The 17293-nt window shown below is 36.9% G+C and carries 19 protein-coding genes; 1 reads left to right on the top strand and 18 read right to left on the bottom strand.

All coding sequences use genetic code 11. From position 1 onward, the window contains the following. Positions 1–45 precede the first annotated feature (45 nt). The 16 genes from LJD61_RS09920 to LJD61_RS09845 form a co-directional block, all read right to left on the bottom strand. Positions 46–483 carry a GNAT family N-acetyltransferase gene (locus LJD61_RS09920; RefSeq protein ID WP_255227374.1) on the bottom strand — a complete coding sequence of 146 codons (438 nt, stop codon included), beginning with the start codon at positions 481–483 and terminating at the stop codon, positions 46–48. 19 nt (positions 484–502) lie between these two features. Next, positions 503–1627 carry a D-alanyl-D-alanine carboxypeptidase family protein gene (locus tag LJD61_RS09915; RefSeq protein ID WP_255227373.1) on the bottom strand — a complete coding sequence of 375 codons (1125 nt, stop codon included), beginning with the start codon at positions 1625–1627 and terminating at the stop codon, positions 503–505. A 75-nt stretch (positions 1628–1702) separates the two neighbouring features. Further along, a complete protein-coding gene (locus LJD61_RS09910; RefSeq protein ID WP_255227372.1) occupies positions 1703–2101 on the bottom strand; it encodes a nucleoside triphosphate pyrophosphohydrolase family protein in 399 nt (132 codons plus the stop codon). A 111-nt stretch (positions 2102–2212) separates the two neighbouring features. Then, positions 2213–2578, bottom strand: coding sequence for a GerW family sporulation protein (gene ytfJ, locus LJD61_RS09905; RefSeq protein WP_255227371.1), 366 nt, complete (start codon positions 2576–2578; stop codon positions 2213–2215). Further along, positions 2529–3209 carry a DUF2953 domain-containing protein gene (locus LJD61_RS09900; protein ID WP_255227370.1) on the bottom strand — a complete coding sequence of 227 codons (681 nt, stop codon included), beginning with the start codon at positions 3207–3209 and terminating at the stop codon, positions 2529–2531. Before LJD61_RS09900 ends, ytfJ begins: the two co-directional genes overlap by 50 nt. A gap of 83 nt (positions 3210–3292) precedes the next feature. Next, complete coding sequence (gene scpB / locus LJD61_RS09895; RefSeq protein ID WP_255227369.1) at positions 3293–3808, bottom strand: SMC-Scp complex subunit ScpB; 516 nt, start codon at positions 3806–3808, stop codon at positions 3293–3295. Between the two features lie 5 nt (positions 3809–3813). Beyond that, positions 3814–4563 carry a segregation and condensation protein A gene (locus tag LJD61_RS09890; RefSeq protein ID WP_255227368.1) on the bottom strand — a complete coding sequence of 250 codons (750 nt, stop codon included), beginning with the start codon at positions 4561–4563 and terminating at the stop codon, positions 3814–3816. 122 nt (positions 4564–4685) lie between these two features. Then, positions 4686–5294: a site-2 protease family protein gene (locus tag LJD61_RS09885; protein ID WP_408615210.1), complete on the bottom strand. Its 609-nt coding sequence runs from the start codon at positions 5292–5294 to the stop codon at positions 4686–4688. A 224-nt stretch (positions 5295–5518) separates the two neighbouring features. Further along, positions 5519–6685, bottom strand: a complete 1167-nt coding sequence (locus tag LJD61_RS09880) for a D-alanyl-D-alanine carboxypeptidase family protein (protein ID WP_255227366.1) — start codon at positions 6683–6685, stop codon at positions 5519–5521. Between the two features lie 71 nt (positions 6686–6756). After that, a complete protein-coding gene (locus tag LJD61_RS09875; RefSeq protein ID WP_255227365.1) occupies positions 6757–8058 on the bottom strand; it encodes a pyrimidine-nucleoside phosphorylase in 1302 nt (433 codons plus the stop codon). Next, the gene (locus LJD61_RS09870; RefSeq protein WP_255227364.1) at positions 8045–8881 is read right to left on the bottom strand and encodes a purine-nucleoside phosphorylase; all 837 of its coding nucleotides are present in this window, start codon (positions 8879–8881) and stop codon (positions 8045–8047) included. The genes LJD61_RS09875 and LJD61_RS09870 overlap by 14 nt, the downstream gene beginning before the upstream one ends. A gap of 13 nt (positions 8882–8894) precedes the next feature. Beyond that, positions 8895–9716, bottom strand: coding sequence for a purine-nucleoside phosphorylase (locus LJD61_RS09865; protein WP_333783095.1), 822 nt, complete (start codon positions 9714–9716; stop codon positions 8895–8897). Beyond that, the gene (locus LJD61_RS09860; RefSeq protein WP_255227416.1) at positions 9700–10896 is read right to left on the bottom strand and encodes a phosphopentomutase; all 1197 of its coding nucleotides are present in this window, start codon (positions 10894–10896) and stop codon (positions 9700–9702) included. Before LJD61_RS09860 ends, LJD61_RS09865 begins: the two co-directional genes overlap by 17 nt. A gap of 163 nt (positions 10897–11059) precedes the next feature. Continuing rightward, complete coding sequence (gene xerD, locus LJD61_RS09855) at positions 11060–11941, bottom strand: site-specific tyrosine recombinase XerD (protein WP_255227363.1); 882 nt, start codon at positions 11939–11941, stop codon at positions 11060–11062. Positions 11942–12039: 98 nt separating this feature from the next. Then, on the bottom strand, positions 12040–12672 hold the full coding sequence (gene spoIIM / locus LJD61_RS09850) for a stage II sporulation protein M (RefSeq protein ID WP_255227362.1): 633 nt from the start codon (positions 12670–12672) through the stop codon (positions 12040–12042). Positions 12673–12739: 67 nt separating this feature from the next. Continuing rightward, entirely contained in the window at positions 12740–13267 is a 528-nt protein-coding gene (locus LJD61_RS09845; protein ID WP_255227361.1) for an NUDIX hydrolase, read from the bottom strand. A 291-nt stretch (positions 13268–13558) separates the two neighbouring features. On the opposite strand from LJD61_RS09845, the gene cls reads away from it, so the two are divergent. Continuing rightward, positions 13559–14995 (top strand): cardiolipin synthase, encoded by a 1437-nt coding sequence (cls, locus tag LJD61_RS09840; RefSeq protein WP_255227360.1) that lies wholly within the window; start codon positions 13559–13561, stop codon positions 14993–14995. Positions 14996–15086: 91 nt separating this feature from the next. Here cls and spo0A read toward each other — a convergent pair whose 3' ends face one another. After that, complete coding sequence (gene spo0A / locus LJD61_RS09835; RefSeq protein ID WP_255227359.1) at positions 15087–15893, bottom strand: sporulation transcription factor Spo0A; 807 nt, start codon at positions 15891–15893, stop codon at positions 15087–15089. A 193-nt stretch (positions 15894–16086) separates the two neighbouring features. After that, complete coding sequence (gene spoIVB / locus LJD61_RS09830) at positions 16087–17292, bottom strand: SpoIVB peptidase (RefSeq protein WP_255227358.1); 1206 nt, start codon at positions 17290–17292, stop codon at positions 16087–16089. Between the last annotated feature and the right edge of the window lies 1 nt (position 17293).

Here is a 17293-nt window from a genome sequence, read left to right as displayed (position 1 = left end):
TTAAATGTTCAAACTTTTCAAGTTAAATATTAGAAATGTTCAAATTTATCCGCAGCCTTTAAAATAGCCTGCCAGCGATGCAAAATATAATGGCTTGATATTTCCTTGGTCATACAGCATGTCTCGGACAGAAACCGGAAGCTCATCTGCTGCCGTGGAACGAAAGCCAAGGCTTTCACAAAAACCATTGCATCTTCCCCGGCATAGGGCATACTTTGCACCATTGCATTCATATGAATTCAATATAGTTTTGGCTATAGCTGTGCCAACCTTACCTCTTCTAAACCTTTCAGCAACTATAATATTCTTTATAAAGCAATAATCGCCCTTTGCAAAGGATATACCGCAGCCCAGCAGCATGTCATTGTCATAATATACAAAGCAATCATCACTATCTATATCCTTATCCTCAGAATCATTGTCCTGCAGGAACATAAGTATATTTTTCATATCTCCCGACAGAGCCTTCCTTATCCTTATCAAAAATCCAGCCCCCTTTGCTTCATTTAAACCCTTTCAAAATCTTTTTAACATTATAGAGTATACTAGTTGATTCAATGTTTTCTTTGTATATCAGATCAGTTTTACCTATACAAAAATCGCCGATATAAGCTTCCAGAGTTCCTGCCTTTTTATTTTCGTATATAGGAGCCTTGACCTTATTGTCAAGGTTTTCTTTTATTATTACCTCTTCCTCGTTTCCGCTTATCTTGATCGGCCCATACAAATCCTCAGCCGGATAAACCTTGGCAAGTTTCTTCTTGCCTTTGATCACCGGTATTTCTTTAAAGGGCTCATCTTTATCTATTGCTTTGATCTTTTTATAATTATTAAAGCCGTATTCCAGCAGCTGAGAAGATGCGTTCCACATATCTCCGCAATTCAATACCACAGACGCCAGTTGCCAATCCTCGCGGGTTGCAGAGGACACCAGGCACCTGCCTGCCTTTTTAGTATAGCCGGTTTTGACACCGTCTCCTCCCCCAAATTGCCATAGCATTTTATTTTTATTCGTCAGCACCCTATCCCAATTCTCTTCTTCAGGGCCCGGGATTGTCTTCCTTTTTGTCTTTACTATTTGGGCAAACGTATCATTCCGCAAAGCATAACATGTTATCAATCCCAAATCAAAGGCAGTGGTATAGTGCTCATCGTCAGGCAATCCGTGAGGGTTTTTGAAATTTGTATTATTGGCACCGATTTGCCTGGCTTTTTCATTCATTAATTCTGCAAATTTTTCAACGGTACCGCAAAGATGTTCAGCCACTGCTACAGAAGCGTCATTGCCCGAGTGAAGCATTATTGCATAAAGCAGGTCTTCAAGCTTGATCTTTTCTCCTTCCTTCAAATAGATGGAAGAGCCTTCCTGAATGGATGCTTCTCTGCTTATTGTAACCATTTCGTCCAGCCTTCCGCTCTCAATAGCCAAAATAACAGTCATTATTTTTGTTGTACTGGCCATCGGAAGCTTGGCTGAGCTATTATGGCTGTACAGAACCCTATTTGTTTTCACATCCATGAGCATATATGCTTTTGCATCTATATCAGATGCATTGGCAACAAATATATTTGTAAACAATAATATCAACGCAAATAAAAATAAGAATATAGAAATTCTTTTTATCATGCAATCACCCCGTTACCTTTTTATTTATTATTAACAGAATGATGCATATAATACTTTGAAGTATGATGTTAATCTTTAACTTCTAATTATTTTACATCCAAATTCCTTGGCAATTTTCTCCGCTTCCTTTATATCATCATCGCCCCAAATAGACCATCCGCCCTTTAAAATTCCATTAACAAAAATCTCTACCTTATCGTTCTTAAAAATCATCACATTTCCTACTCTCTTTTTCATCTGTTCCACTTGATGAATAACAGCTTCATCCAGATCTACATCAAATACTTTAAGAGCAATAAATAAGCATGACAATGCATCCTCCAGTTCTCTTTTGGCTCTGTCAGAATCACCCTTTAGCAAAGCCTTTAAAGATTCAGCCACCTCTTCGTTTAAATGGCTCATTATTTCCTTTGGATCGTCCGTTAAATATTTCCTGTTTTCCCAGATTAAATCCATCGCTTCCTTTAACTCCATAAAGACCTCCTATTATTCAATGCATGGTATATTATGGCATGATACATTTCATTATAACATAAATAAGAGAGGATTTTAACTCCTCTCTTCCAGATTTAGCTGCTTGCTTATTTAAATTTTATCGCTTCGTTTTTCAATTTTATCAATAAATCTTGGAATCAGATCAATAAGCCTATCTACAGCAGTATTGAAATTTACCGGGACCATCCTGAGCTGCCCTTGATTTATGGATAGGAAGCCTACCGGATGGACAGATACTCCTGCGCCGCTGCCTCCGGTGAAGGATTTTGAGGGATCAGTCTCATCGCTCTTTACATCCCCTCCGCCAGATATAAAGGCGAACCCAACCTTAGATATAGGAATGATCACTGTACCGTCTGAGGTCTCTACAGGGTCTCCTATAACTGTGTTTACATCAATCATTTCCTTAATATTTTCCATAGTTGTTTTCATAAGACCTTGAATAGGTTGTTCCATCTATCTCACTTCCTCTTGAAGTTTTTATAAACATTCTTAATGCAGTAATAATATGTCCTATCTTTATATCAATTATGCAACTCAACACAAGATGAAAAACTTCTTTGTTAAAAACCGGTTTTAAATCAATTTCCTTGATCTGCAGATCAATATGGGCTTTTATGAATGTAAGGAAGTTTACAATGGCTGTATATAAAATACCATACATAACTCCTGTGATATAAGCATCATCAAACCCGAAAGCAGAATATAGGGAGAAATCTCTGATCTGTGCCTTTTTTGCCAGATACCTTATCGCCCTTTTATTTAAACGATAGCAAGAAATTATATCATCCAGGCTGCTCAATAATTCATCCAGTGATTCAATCCTTTTCAATCTTATCTCATCCTGGATTTCTTTGCCGGATTTTAACCTTAATCTAAATCGCAGCGTAAAATTGTCCATTTTTTTTACAAAATCTAAAAAGGGCAGTTCGGCTTTATATCTTATAATTCCAAAAAACGCAGATGCAGCAAGTGTAACAATATCATTATTTTCCATCCTCTTATATGATATTTTTAATTTTAGATGAGAATGAAATAAAGCTAAAGCTACAATAGAAAATGCTGTGATAGCTAATAACAAATACAAAGCTATTCCTCCAGGCATAATTATATATTCTTGAAGTATTTTGCCAAAAAATTAAAGAATAATACGCTGCCGAGTATTATTCTTTAATCCATATTGTTAAGAGGCGGAAGCTCTACGATGCTTTTCAATCCAAATAACCGCAGAAAAGTATCGGTTGTTCCGTATAATATAGGCCTTCCGGGGCCCTCCATCCTCCCGATTTCCTTTATCATGTCTTTTTCCGCCAGTCTTGTTATACAAGCATCTGATTTAACCCCTCGCACCGAATCTATGCTGGATTTTGTAATAGGCTGTTTATATGCAATAATTGATAAGGTCTCCAGGGAAGCCTGGGATAAACCGGTTTTGGCTTTTGGCTTCAATAGCTTCTCCACATATTCATAGAGCTCAGATTTTGAGCATAGCTGATAACTGCCGTTTATCTCTACAATTTTTATTCCTCTGGCTTCATCATCAAAATCATCTGTAAGTTGGTTGATTATCTTCTTCAGAGTAGCCTGGTCCACCTCTAAAGCTGAGGAAAGCTCTTTTAAAGATACAGGATCACCGGAAACAAACAAGAGGCATTCCACAGTAGCTTTAATTTTTTTTATATCCATAACTATTACCTTCTTTTTATAACAATTTTATCAAAATTCCTTGATTGCTCTACATGTATGCTTCTGCGCTTAATAAGCTCCAAAACTGCAAGAAAAGTAACTACGGCTTCAAGCTTATCAATGCAATCTATGATGAGATCATCAAAATAAAGCAATCTTTTTTCTGACATGTACTTAAGAACATAAGATATTTTTTCTTCTACCGTAACATTATCTCTGAAAATCCTTCTAAAGCTTGGGTTTTTTTCTTGATGCTTCTTCATCATTATAGCCTGGAATTTTTCAAATAAAATCTCTGCTGAAAGCCTGTCAGGAAGCGTAAAAGAATCTATTATCTCATCTGCCAGGCAAGAATCCTTGCATAAAGCTTTTTCATTTACTAAAAGCCTTTCCTTCAACACCGAGGATAGCTCCTTATAAGCCTTGTATTCAAGCAGCTTTTTCACCAGGTCATCCCTTGGGTCCTCAGCTTCCGTTTCATCTGCTTTAGGCGGCTTAGGCAATAGCATCTTAGATTTTATTTCAAGAAGGGTTGCAGCCATGACCAGAAACTCACTGGCTAAGTCTATATCAAGACTCTGCATCATGTTCAAATAGCTGATATATTGATCCGCAATATCAGCTATGGGAATATCATAAATATCCACCTGGGCCTTTTCGATTAAATGAAAAAGCAATTCAAAAGGTCCTTCAAATATTTCAAGTTTTATGCTTATTGACATAATAATTACCACACCATTTTTAAATTTTAACACTGAACTAACCCGCCCTAAGTCCCACGCCTCTATAGGATACGAGTGGCTAAGGACGGTTAAGTCCAGCATGGACTCGGCTAACATTCAGCGGGAGTTGAATCCTCCACTGAATGAAGTCTCGTTCAAAAGAAAAGCCCGACAACATATGAAATGCCCATTTCTGCATAAAAAAACATGGGGCCTAAGATTGTATCGATTGCATCTGTGAATATCAAAAGCAACAGCAACAAATAGGAGTAACGTTCATAACTGTAAAATTTGTATTCAAACCTAGCCGGCAGAAAACCTGCCAGAATCTTTGAGCCGTCTAGAGGCGGAAGCGGTATTAAATTAAATACGCCTAATCCAATATTTATTAAATAAATATTGATCAATATATTGTCAACAATCTCATTGATAAATCCAAATTTACTATAAAGTATGGCATAAATAAACAATGCAGCTAAAGCAATAATAAAATTCATCATTGGCCCTGCCAAAGAAACCAATATCATGCCTTTTTTTCTATTTTTAAAGTTGAGCGGGTTTATCGGAACAGGCTTGGCCCACCCAAATCGGAATACGGCCAGCATGATTATACCTAAAGGATCAATGTGAACCAACGGATCCAGAGTCAACCGTCCGCTTAATCTTGCAGTATCGTCTCCCATAGCATCAGCTGCTAAAGCATGTGCAAATTCATGAAATGAAAAGCCAATGAACACAGCAGGCAGTCTATGGAGCAAATCCATGAAATCAATACCCAGCAAAAATATCATCCTTTCATTTATCTATCTGTCTGTCTCAATCCGTCCGATAGCTAACTAACGCTATTTTCTATAAGCGGCACACTATAAGCTCTTAAAGCCTTTAAACTTCGTCTGAACTAAGAATACTGTTAATATTGGGTATTATAACATAAAAAATCATATAAAAAAAGTAATGCAATTGCATTACTTTTTTTATATGATTTTGATCAGTCGCTTAGCCAATATCGTATAGCCTTATTTATATTATTAAAAAATCCTGCTCTTCCGATATCTTCATCTATAACTACAGGTATGCTCTCAAGGCTTTCTCCATTTTTTAAAATAATTATTTCCCCCAGCTTATCTCCTTTGGATAAAGGCGCTGCTACTTTATCAGGTACAATTATTCTTTTTTCAATCTGCTTTTCTTCACCTTTTTTTATGAGAACACTGGCATTTTTTTCAAGAACTGCATTTGCATTTATCTTATTTCCTTTTGAAATTTCTACTTTTTTAATAGTCTCCCCTTTTTTCCCTACAACATATGTAGAGTAATTTGCGAAGCCATAGTCCAGCAGTTTTCTTGCATCATTATTTCTTGAATTCGTACTGGGAGCTCCCATTATGACACTTATAAATCTAAGATCATTTCTTTTAGCTGTAGCAGATATGCAATACATTGCATTATCTGTAAATCCGGTTTTTATGCCGTCTACATCATCATAAAAATTTACCATTTTGTTTTTGTTTGCCAATTCTCTTACAACATTATTCTTCTTTCCTACCGTCACTTTTGTCATATAAATTGAAATATAGTCAAAAATTCTCTCATGCTGTATCAACTCTCTTGACATTATAGCTATATCATGAGCTGAGGTAACATGTCCTTCAGCGTGAAGGCCATGGGAGTTCGCAAAGTTCGTATCAGCCATTCCCAGCTCTTGGGCCCTCTTATTCATCAGCTTTACAAACTCTTCTTCGCTGCCTGAAAGATATTCGGCTATTGCTACGCTGGCATCATTCGCTGATTCTACGGCAATTCCGGTGATCAAATCTTTTACAGTCCTAACTTCACCTTCCTCTAAAAGCAAACAGGTGCCGATCATCTTACTGGCTTTTTGACTTATGACCACTTTATCTTCAAGAGTGATTTTACCTGAATCCAACGCTTCCATAACAATCAGCATGGTCATTATCTTTGTCACGCTCGCAGGCTCCAGCTTATCATGGGCACTCTTCTCATATATTATTGTCCCGGTTGAGGCTTCCATAAGCAGTGCAGATTTACAATTCAGGGACATCTCAATATCTGACTTTGCTATAATCGGCTGATTAAGCATCATTGCAGCTAATATTAAAATAAAAATGGATAGATTTCTACTTTGCTTAGTCATAAAAACCCTCCTATAATTGTTTTGTTGTTATATTTCCCTATAGGAGGATTGTTATTCGTAATATGCTGTGCTTATTGTATGATGTCATGGATATATTTTAAAGGTTTATTTGCAGTCTTCATTATTTTAAATGCATTTTCAGCAGAAACTCGTGCTTCATCCCAATTTTCTAGATTTGTATGCAATATGCAAATTGTATCATCATGATTTACTTTTTCTCCTACTTTTTTCTTGATGGTGATGCCTGCCGAGTGATCTATTGAATCATTCTTTTTTCTCCTGCCTGCTCCGAGCAGCATAGCTGCTACTCCTATACTCTCAGCATCTATAGAATAAACAAAGCCCTCCTGGGAAGATTTTATCTCTATATGATGCTTGGCCTGGGGAAGCAGCTCAGGATTATCTGCTACCTCCGGATTCCCGCTTTGTATTGATATAAGCTGCTTAAATTTATCCAATGCCTTTCCCGATTCAATAATCCCTTTCAAATATCCATAGGCTTCATTAAATTCACTAAATGCTCCTCCCAAAACAGTCATATATGAAGCAATAGTTAATGCTACCTCGGTCTCATCCTCAGCACCGTCTCCTCGTAATACCTCTATGGCTTCTTTAACCTCGTTGGCATTTCCTACTTCATGGCCCAAGGGCTGGCTCATATCAGATACAACTGCTATTGTTTTTTTGTTTAATGATTTGCCTATCTCAACCATTGTTTCTGCAAGCAAAACAGCCTCATCAATGGATTTCATGAATGCTCCGGAGCCCACTTTTACATCCAGCACTATGCAGTCTGCACCAGAGGCTATTTTTTTGCTCATTATGGAGCTCGCTATCAAAGGTATGCTATCCACTGTAGCCGTTACATCTCTCAATGCATATAGTTTTTTATCCGCAGGCGTGAGATTGGCTGTTTGCCCTGCAATAGACATCTTATATTTGTTCACATTATCAAAAAAAGTCTCCTTGCTCAATTCAGTATTAAAACCTGATATTGCTTCCAGCTTGTCTACAGTTCCGCCCGTATGGCCAAGGCCTCTGCCTGAAATTTTTGCGACAGGTACCCCTGCTGCTGCTGCCAATGGTATTACGATCAAGCTTATTTTATCGCCTACACCCCCTGTGGAGTGCTTATCAACCTTTATACCGGCAATACCGGACAAATCCAGCACATCTCCCGAATTTACCATAGCCATGGTTAACTGGGCTGTTTCCCTCTTATTCAAGCCTTTGAAATATATTGCCATGAGTAATGCAGAAGCTTGATAATCAGGAATGCTTCCATCCATAATTCCGTTTATAAAAAAATTTATTTCTTCATCGCTCAATTCATGGCCATTTCTTTTTTTGAGAATGATATCATAAACTCTCACTAAACTTCACCTCTTTAATAAACTCCCTAACAAGCTTAACAAAACGCGGTTTTGTCAGCTCAGCTACTCTTACTACCTCCTCATGGGAAGGCGGAACCAGGGAATCGGGCAAAGCCATATCTGTTATGCATGAAAGCCCTATGGTTCTGATTCCGCAGTGTCTTGCTGCAATAGCTTCAGGCACTGTAGACATGCCTACAGTATCAGAGCCCATAGTTATAAGCATCCTAAGCTCGGCCTTTGAAAGATAATATGGGCCGCTTATGGCAGTATAAACTCCCTTATGTACTTTTATATCTAATCTTTCTGCTACTTCACTGCATATCCTGATAAGCTCGGCATCATAAGCCTGAGACATATCAGGAAATCTTGGCCCGAAAACGGATAGATTCGCCCCTATCAACGGGTTATCACCTATTAAATTGATGTGATCATTTATGATCATAATATCGCCTGCAGAAAATGCTTTGTTCAGGCCACCGCAAGCATTGCTGAGAAGCAGCATATCAATGCCAAGCTTTTTCATGACTCTGACAGGCAAGGTTACTTCCTTCATTGTATAGCCTTCATAATAATGAAAACGCCCTTGCATGGCCAAAATCTTTTTGCCCTCCAGATCTCCGAATATTAAACGGCCTGCATGCCCCTCTACCGTAGAAACAGGGAATTCCGGAATATCTTTATAATCAATAATTATTTTATTTTCAATATAGTCTGCTAAAGTTCCCAGACCTGTACCAAGAACAATTCCGATCTGAGGTTTTTGGCATATGATGTTTTTTATATAATCATATGCTTTATCGATTTTCTCCATATAACTCATCAATAATCCTCCTCTACATCTCCTTGATGATGCCCATTACAAGCTTTATAAATTTATCTTTTACTTCATTTGCCGTCTCTATTACCTCGTCATGGCTTAAAGGTTTATCCAGGACACCGGCGGCCATATTTGTTATGCATGAAATACCTATTACTTCCATTCCGGAGTGATTGGCTGCGATGACCTCGGGTACTGTTGACATCCCTACTGCATCAGCCCCCATAGTTCTTGCCATCCTTATTTCGGCAGGTGTTTCATAAGCAGGGCCCGTCATCGATGCATAAACGCCTTCTTTGATAGGTATGTTCAAAACCTCGGAAATTCTTTTAACCATATCTCTCATGCTCATAGGATATGCATTTGACATATCTGGAAATCTTGTTCCATAACTATCAAGGTTTGGTCCTATCAAAGGATTACTGCCCATAAGATTGATATGGTCTTTTATAAGCATCAAGTCACCAGGAGAGTAGCCGGTATTTACACCGCCTGCTGCATTGGTAACAATCAGCTTTTTTATTCCTAGTGCTCTCATAACCCATACGGGAAAAGCAACCTCTTTCATTGTGTATCCTTCATAATAATGAAAACGTCCCTGCATGACCGCTACTTTACGATTTGCAATTTCGCCAAAAATAAATCTTCCTTTGTGTCCTTCAATAGTAGAAACGGGAAAGTTCGGTATATCGTGATAATCTATTATATTTTTTTTCTCTGCTTCGTCTCCCAGAACTCCTAATCCTGAGCCTAATATAAGGCCTATTTCGGGTCTTTCATCTAAACTGCCTGCAATATAATCTTTTGCTTCCAAAATCATTTCATATAGTTCTTTCATTAAAATCACTCCCAAACAATAATGATTTAAAGGATGAACCTTCAATCTGACCTTTTATATTTAGAATATCCAATATTGTAGCTCCAATATCGCAGAAACATTCTCGGGTTCCTATATTTATTTTGTCTTTAATACTCTTTCCATATATCAATATAGGTATATACTCTCGTGAATGATCGGTGCTTGGGGTCGTGGGGTCGCATCCATGATCAGCAGTTATTATAAGAATATCCTCATCCTTCATTGCCTCCATTATATCAGGCAATCGTCCATCGAACTCCATTATAGCATTTGCATATCCATTTATATCATTCCTATGCCCATAAAGCATATCAAAATCAACCAGATTGGTAAATATTAATCCCTTGTTGCCGCCCCGAATGTATTCAATAGTTTTATCTACGCCTTCCATATTGTCCTTGATATGGACCGACATAGTTATTCCTTGGGAAGCAAAAATATCCTCTATTTTGCCTACTGCCACGACTTCCATGCCTTCTTCTTTGATATAATCCAGCATGGTTTTACCCGAGGGCTTCAAAGAAAAATCCTTACGGTTTTTGGTACGCATGTATTGACCGGCTGCACCGATAAATGGCCTTGCAATTATTCTTCCCGCCCCGTAAGCACCTTGCATGATGTCCCGAACTATGCTGCATATCTTATATTGCCTATTCAAGCATATAACTTCCTCATGTGCTGCTATCTGTAATACACTGTCAGCTGATGTATATATTATTGGCATGCCGGTTTTAACATGAATATCTCCAAGCCGATTGATGATCTCTGTTCCTGATGCAACTTCATTCCCAATGGTTTTTATGCCTATTGCTTCTTCAATAGACATTATCAGCTCATCAGGGAATCCATTTGGAAATGTTGGGAATGGATTTGATAGCTTCAGGCCGGCAATTTCCCAATGTCCTGTTGTTGTATCCTTGCCCTTTGATGCCTCTGATGCTCTTCCATAGGCTCCTTTTGGGCTGTCTGTTTTTTCTATGAAGGAGCTGATGCCTTCAATATTACCGATTCCTAGCTTGGTTAAATTATGAATTTTAAAATTTCTATAGCTTTTAGCTATATTGCCTAATGTATCGCTGCCTTCATCGCCATACTCATATGCATCAGGCAAATAACCAATGCCCATGCTGTCCAGTACTATCAATATCACTCTGTTTATCACACAAACTCCTCCTGCTAATAATTAAACACTGAACTAATCCGCCCTAAGTCAAGCACCTCGAAAGGAGGTATATGACAAAGGGCGGCTAAGTCCAGTATGGACTCGACTAATATTCAGTGGCAGTCAAATCTCCCACTGAATGAAGTCTCGTTCAAGAGCTCTAAGCCCTTGGATGTGTTCTGTTGTACACTTCTCTAATTCTTGTGTTATTTATTTTGCTGTATATTTGAGTGGTTGAAATATCTGAATGGCCTAACATTTCCTGTATGGATTGCAGATCTGCACCATTTTCAATTAAATGTACTGCAAAAGAATGCCTTAAGGTATGAGGAGTAATGGTTTTGCTGATGTCTGCTTTTTTGGTATAATATTTTACTATCTTCCAGAAGCCTTGCCGCGTCATTCTTCCACCGTGAAAATTAAGAAAGAGAGCTTTTTCATCAGCTGAGGGTCCAAGTTTATCTCTATAGTCGCTTAAAAAGAGCTTTATGTACTTTAAGCAATAATTCCCTATAGGAATCGTTCTAAGCTTCCCATTGCTGTTTTTGCACAGCAGCAATCCATCTTCTAATTGAATATCATCAATATCTAAGGATATCAATTCTGTTACTCTGATACCTGTAGCATACAAAAGCTCCAGCATAGTTTTATCTCTCAAGCCCTTGGCATCTGCAGCATCCGGCTGCTCCAGCAGTTTTTCCACTTCTTTTTTAGTTAATATGGAAGGCAATTTTTTTTCAACTTTCGGGGACTCTAAATTAACAGTCGGATCGTGCTCTATATATCTGCTATTTACAAGAAAATGAAAGAAGCACCTTAAAGATGCAAGATGTCTTGATATAGTCGATGTTGTCTTGCCGTCTTTTTGCAGGTAAATGAGATATGTTATTATATTAGTCTTTGAAACAGAATCTATCTTTTGATCATTATTCTGCAAATATATGTAGAATGCTCTAACATCCCGAATATATGATTCAAATGTATTTTTACTAAGTTTTCTTTCATTTTGTAAATAATCAGCAAAAGCTTCCATATATGCCATGTTTTTATCCCCTTTTTCTAATCATCGTTTTACATATTCAACATAAAGCAAAAAAATCCTCCATGGCATGAAAAAATTACTATAATAGGTAAATAGATTTATATAATAAAAACTGAAAGGCTCCTTATAAAAACCGGTGTTATATAAGACTCAATTATACTGGATAATATCACTGCAGCCAATCCAAAAGCAAATGGAACAATATAACTCGCAAAGCTTTGTCTTTTAGTCTCGTATCTTTTATCATTCCTGGATTTTAATAAAAATAAACTATATTGAAATGATATTGTACATAAAAAAATGGTTCCCGGAATCAAAACTATGCTATGAGGCAATAAGGATATCAGTGAAAAAATTAGCCCTTTTCTTCCAAAGCTTTCAACGAGAAAGGCGACAGAGAACCCAAAACAAAAGCCTTTAAAGGTCATATACAACGGAGAGACAACGGCACCTAAATATGTAAATCCAGATATAAAGAGCATAACAATCCATATCATATTGTTGATAAATGATATTCTGAACGTACCCCCATTGTATATGGTACCTCCTGGTATAAGATTAAAAAATCCTTCAACATATCTTATCAGCAGATCCTTTGAATCTATTGAAAGCTTGCTTACCCAAAAAGCACCGAAGCTTATTCCAAGAGAAAATAAAATAAAAAAACACAAATACCAAATTCCATTTTCTCTGATATGTTTAGCTGCCGCATAATTTAATCGGCCGAACAAGTTGCCACCCCCTTAGATTTTGTCCACTTTTCTATAAAATATATGCCTGGGGCAGCCATAATATGCTCTATAGTTTAAAGGCCGTCATCAAAGCTACAATAGTTTTGGCATCTGTAATTTCACGTTTCTTTATCATTTCAAAAACCTCATCCGGCTTATGCCTATATATATTTATAAACTCATCGTCATCTTTTGCCAGTTCACTTTTAATCAGGTCCTCGGCCTTAAAAATATATATTTTTTCATCTGCAAACCCCGGGGAAGTATATATCTCGGTTATAAATGTCAGCTTATCGGCCGTATATCCTATTTCCTCCTGCAATTCCCGCAGAGCACATTCAGATGGCTCTTCACCTCTTTCAAGCTTACCGGCAGGTATTTCTAACAGTTCAGAGTTTATAGCCTTCCTAAATTGTTTAACGAAATATATATTGCCTGACTCATCAACTGGTATGATTGCGACAGCGCCGGGATGCCTTACTATCTCTCTATCAGCGGTTTTTTTGTTAGGCAATAATACAGTCTCTAAATCCAAAGTGATTATTTTGCCTTTATATATATTTTTATTATCAATTGTTTTTTCGAAAACGTCCATCGTACCACCTCTAAAATGAATTATTTTAAATTAAACACATATAATATTTTAGCATTTAAAAGGGAGGTAATAAACATATGCTTAGTATTTTAACAAATAAAAGCTTTTATTTTGTCGGCAAATTTTCAGATCTCATTTATATACTAAATAACATTCAAAATCAAAACATCACGCTTAAAAAATATCTCATCGAAAACAATAATTGACCACATTAATACTGTTGGCTCATTCCATACTATCCTTATCATGATTTTAATCATATAATATTATTAGGATAGGATGGTGGGTGCTATGAGCAAGCAAATAGAACTAGCTATTTCATTATTTATATTGATAAACATCATAATAACAGTTTTGGTAGTCATTCTGGAAAGAAAAAGGCCGGAAAAAACCATAGCCTGGCTGCTTATTATCGTACTTTTGCCCCCTTTAGGAGTACTATTCTATATATTTCTGGGGCGGAATTGGAAAAGGCATAAATTGAATGATGAGATAAGTCCGATAATTAAAGAATTGATAAACCATGCATTATGTAAAATTGAAAGTTCAGAGTATATATCATTGATTGAACTGCTAGGCAAAAATAGTGATTCTCCCATTTTTATCAATAATGATATAAGCATATTTAAAAATGGTGAGGAAAAATTTGAAGTGCTCAAGCAGGAATTATTGAAAGCCAGAAATCACATACATATGGAATACTACATAGTAAAAAATGATTTGATAGGCAATAAAATCAAAAATATTTTGATTGAAAAGTCACATGAAGGTGTTAAAGTAAAGCTCATCCTGGACCGTGTCGGTTCTATAAAGCTGGGAAAGAAATATATATCCGAGCTTAGAAATGCAGGTGTTGAGGTAATTCAGTATTCATACTTCTTAGCTCCTCTCCTGAGAAGCATAAACACGCAAATCAACTATAGAAATCATAGAAAAATAGCGATCATTGATGGCATAATAGGCTTTATAGGCGGAATAAATATAGGCGATGAATACCTTGGCAAGAGTAAATTAGGATATTGGCGAGATACGCATCTTATGATAAGGGGAGATTTTGTACTCGGTTTGCAGGCTGTTTTCCTTGATGACTATATCACTATAAAAAAAGCTTTAAAAGAATATACTTTCGATGATGACGACTTTGAAGCGTATTTTCCGGTTCCCAATAAATATTCGGGCAAGGTGCTTCAATTAGTAAAAAGCGGCCCAGACTCAAGTTATCCGGCAATAATGCAAGGAATATTAAAAATGATAAGTATGGCGAAGCATCATATATATATCACTACACCATATTTTGTGCCCAGTGAAAGCATAATGGAAGCATTAAAGATTGCAGCTCTGTCAGGCATTGAAGTAAAAATACTGTTTCCCGGCAAGTATGATCATTTTTTGGTCTATCATGCATCGAGAACTTTTCTCTTTGAACTCATAAAATGTGGTGCAAAAGTATTCTTTTACGATAAGGAAGGCTTTGTGCATGCCAAAACCATCACTGTCGACGGTAAAATAGCGTCAGTAGGTACTGCTAATATGGATATGAGAAGCTATGAGCTAAATTATGAAATAAATGCTATGATTTATGATGAAGAAAAAAGTCAAGAGTTGGAAAGCATGTTTTGTGATGATCTAAACAACAGTACAGAGATGACTATAAAATATTATGAAGGGCTTCCAAGAGCAGTGAAATTTATCGACGCTTTGGCAAGAACATTTTCTTCTCTTCTTTAGAACACAAAGCGATGCAGCGGTGGACTTCCACCGCTGCATTATGTACTTGATCCCGATATAAAGCTTATTAAGTATTATTTATTAATGCATATTAACTTATCTTCATTTCCAGTCTGAGTTTATCTGCAACCATAGCAATAAATTCTGAGTTTGTAGGCTTTCCTTTGTCATTATGTATTGTATAACCGAACAAATTATTTATGACTTCCAGTCTTCCTCGACCCCATGCAACTTCTATAGCATGTCTTATCGCTCTTTCTACTCTGCTTGACGTAGTATTGAATTTTCTTGCTATGGATGGATATAGTTCTTTTGTTACCGCACTGAGCAGCTCCATGTTATTGACCACCATAGTTATTGCTTCTCTCAAGTATATGTACCCCTTTATATGTGCAGGGACACCGATCTCATGTATGATTCCTGTTATCGCAGACTCTAAATCTTGGCTGGGAACATTAGCGGACACACTGATAGAAGGCGATTGAAACAATATCTTTTTTTCTGAGCCTGCTGACATAATGCCCATTGATTCCCTGATCCTTTTTGCGAATATATCCATGTCAAATGGTTTTACAACATAATATTCAGCGCCTAATGCCAATGCTTTTTGTGTAATTTTGTCTTGACCGACAGCAGAAAGAATTATAACCTTAGGAATTTTCTCCAATTTCATGCTGTTCAATTTTTCCAATACACCTAATCCATCAAGATGGGGCATTATAATATCTAATATTACAATATCCGGCAGCTTGGATGCGATCAGGTCTAGAGTCTCAAGGCCATCCTTAGCAGTACCGACAATCTCAAAGTCATCTTGCATCTCTAGATATTCACTTAAAATACCACAAAAATCCTTATTATCATCAGCAATAACTATTTTAATTTTACTCAAATCCATAAAATCTCCCCCTTTTTAGTAGTCTAAATAGTAATTCGACACAGTAAATTCATTTCCTGCTATATAATGCCAAGTATCGTTCATAAAATTCAAACAAATTGAGACAATAAAATACTTAAAAAAAACTACAAATTTTGCAAAATTAAATGCCAGTAGGCCAAACGGTGTTAAAGCTGCGTTTGACCTACTTTATTCACTGACCTACTACAGATTTATAGCTGGAGGCAGGGCTGATATTTGTTTCTTTTATCATCCATTCAGCAAATATGCCATATCCTCTGAGCGGATCATTGATCAAAACATGGGTCACAGCTCCCACAAGCCTTCCGTTTTGTATAATGGGGCTGCCTGACATGCCCTGCACTATTCCGCCTGTTTTTTCTATCAATCTTTCATCTGTTATTCTTATGATCATACTTTTTGAATCTGCATTGTTTTGTCTAAATATTTTTTGGATTTCAATGTCAAACTCTTCAACTTTGTTGTCTTCAATAGTAGTCAATATCTTAGCCGGCCCTTCTTTTACCTGGCTGCTCAAAGCTATAGGCATAGAAGCAGATCTTTTATTTATGCTGTTTCTTTCTAAAACTCCATAAATTCCAAAAGCAGTATTTTTATTGATAACACCATAAACTCCGCCATTATCTGTAAAAAGACCTACAATTTCGCCTGGAGCAGCTTTCTTGGCTCTTTGAATACTTATTACCTTGGATTTCATTATTTTCCCTTTGTCAATATCGATCAAAACACCCGAATCTATATCAGTGATTCCGTGCCCAAGCGCACCGAACTCACCCGAGTCAGGCTCATAAAACGTCATGGTCCCAACGCCTGCAATATTATCTCTGACCCACAAGCCCATCTTAAAAAGCTTATCTTCGTTGCTTTGCACAGGCCTTATTGTCAATTCCAGAGGCTTTCCTTTTCTTTCAATGGATACTTTTACCTTTTTCCCTTTGTTCTCTACATCATTGATTATTTCAATTATATCTTTTTCATTTTCTATGTTTTCACCATTTATCTTCAGGATCTTATCGCCACTAGCGAAGCCTCCTTCTGAAGCAGGACACACTTTTTTCCCGCTTATATCTGTTATTGTCGATAACCCAACGACTAAAACCCCTTTTGATTCAATTTTAACTCCAATAGATTCTCCTGATGGTATTACTTGTATATCAGGCGCAACACTGACCGTATTATTTTTTTTAGATAGCAAACTAAAGATCTTTACTTCACCTTGAGGCAGATAATTTTTTTCAGATAAATTAGATATCTGTGATAATCCTGTCAAAACTAGGCATAAAATAAAAAAGGATATTATACTCCTCCAACCATTGTTTTTATTAAATACTGCCAAAAGCTTCACTCTCCTGTTTCCCCAGAAGAATTCAACCTTCAAA

The organism is Lutispora saccharofermentans, assembly GCF_024363565.1.
GTDB classification, from domain to species: Bacteria; Bacillota; Clostridia; order Lutisporales; family Lutisporaceae; genus Lutispora; species Lutispora saccharofermentans.
Note: the sequence above shows the minus strand (reverse complement) of the source record. Positions and strands in the feature narration are given on the sequence as shown.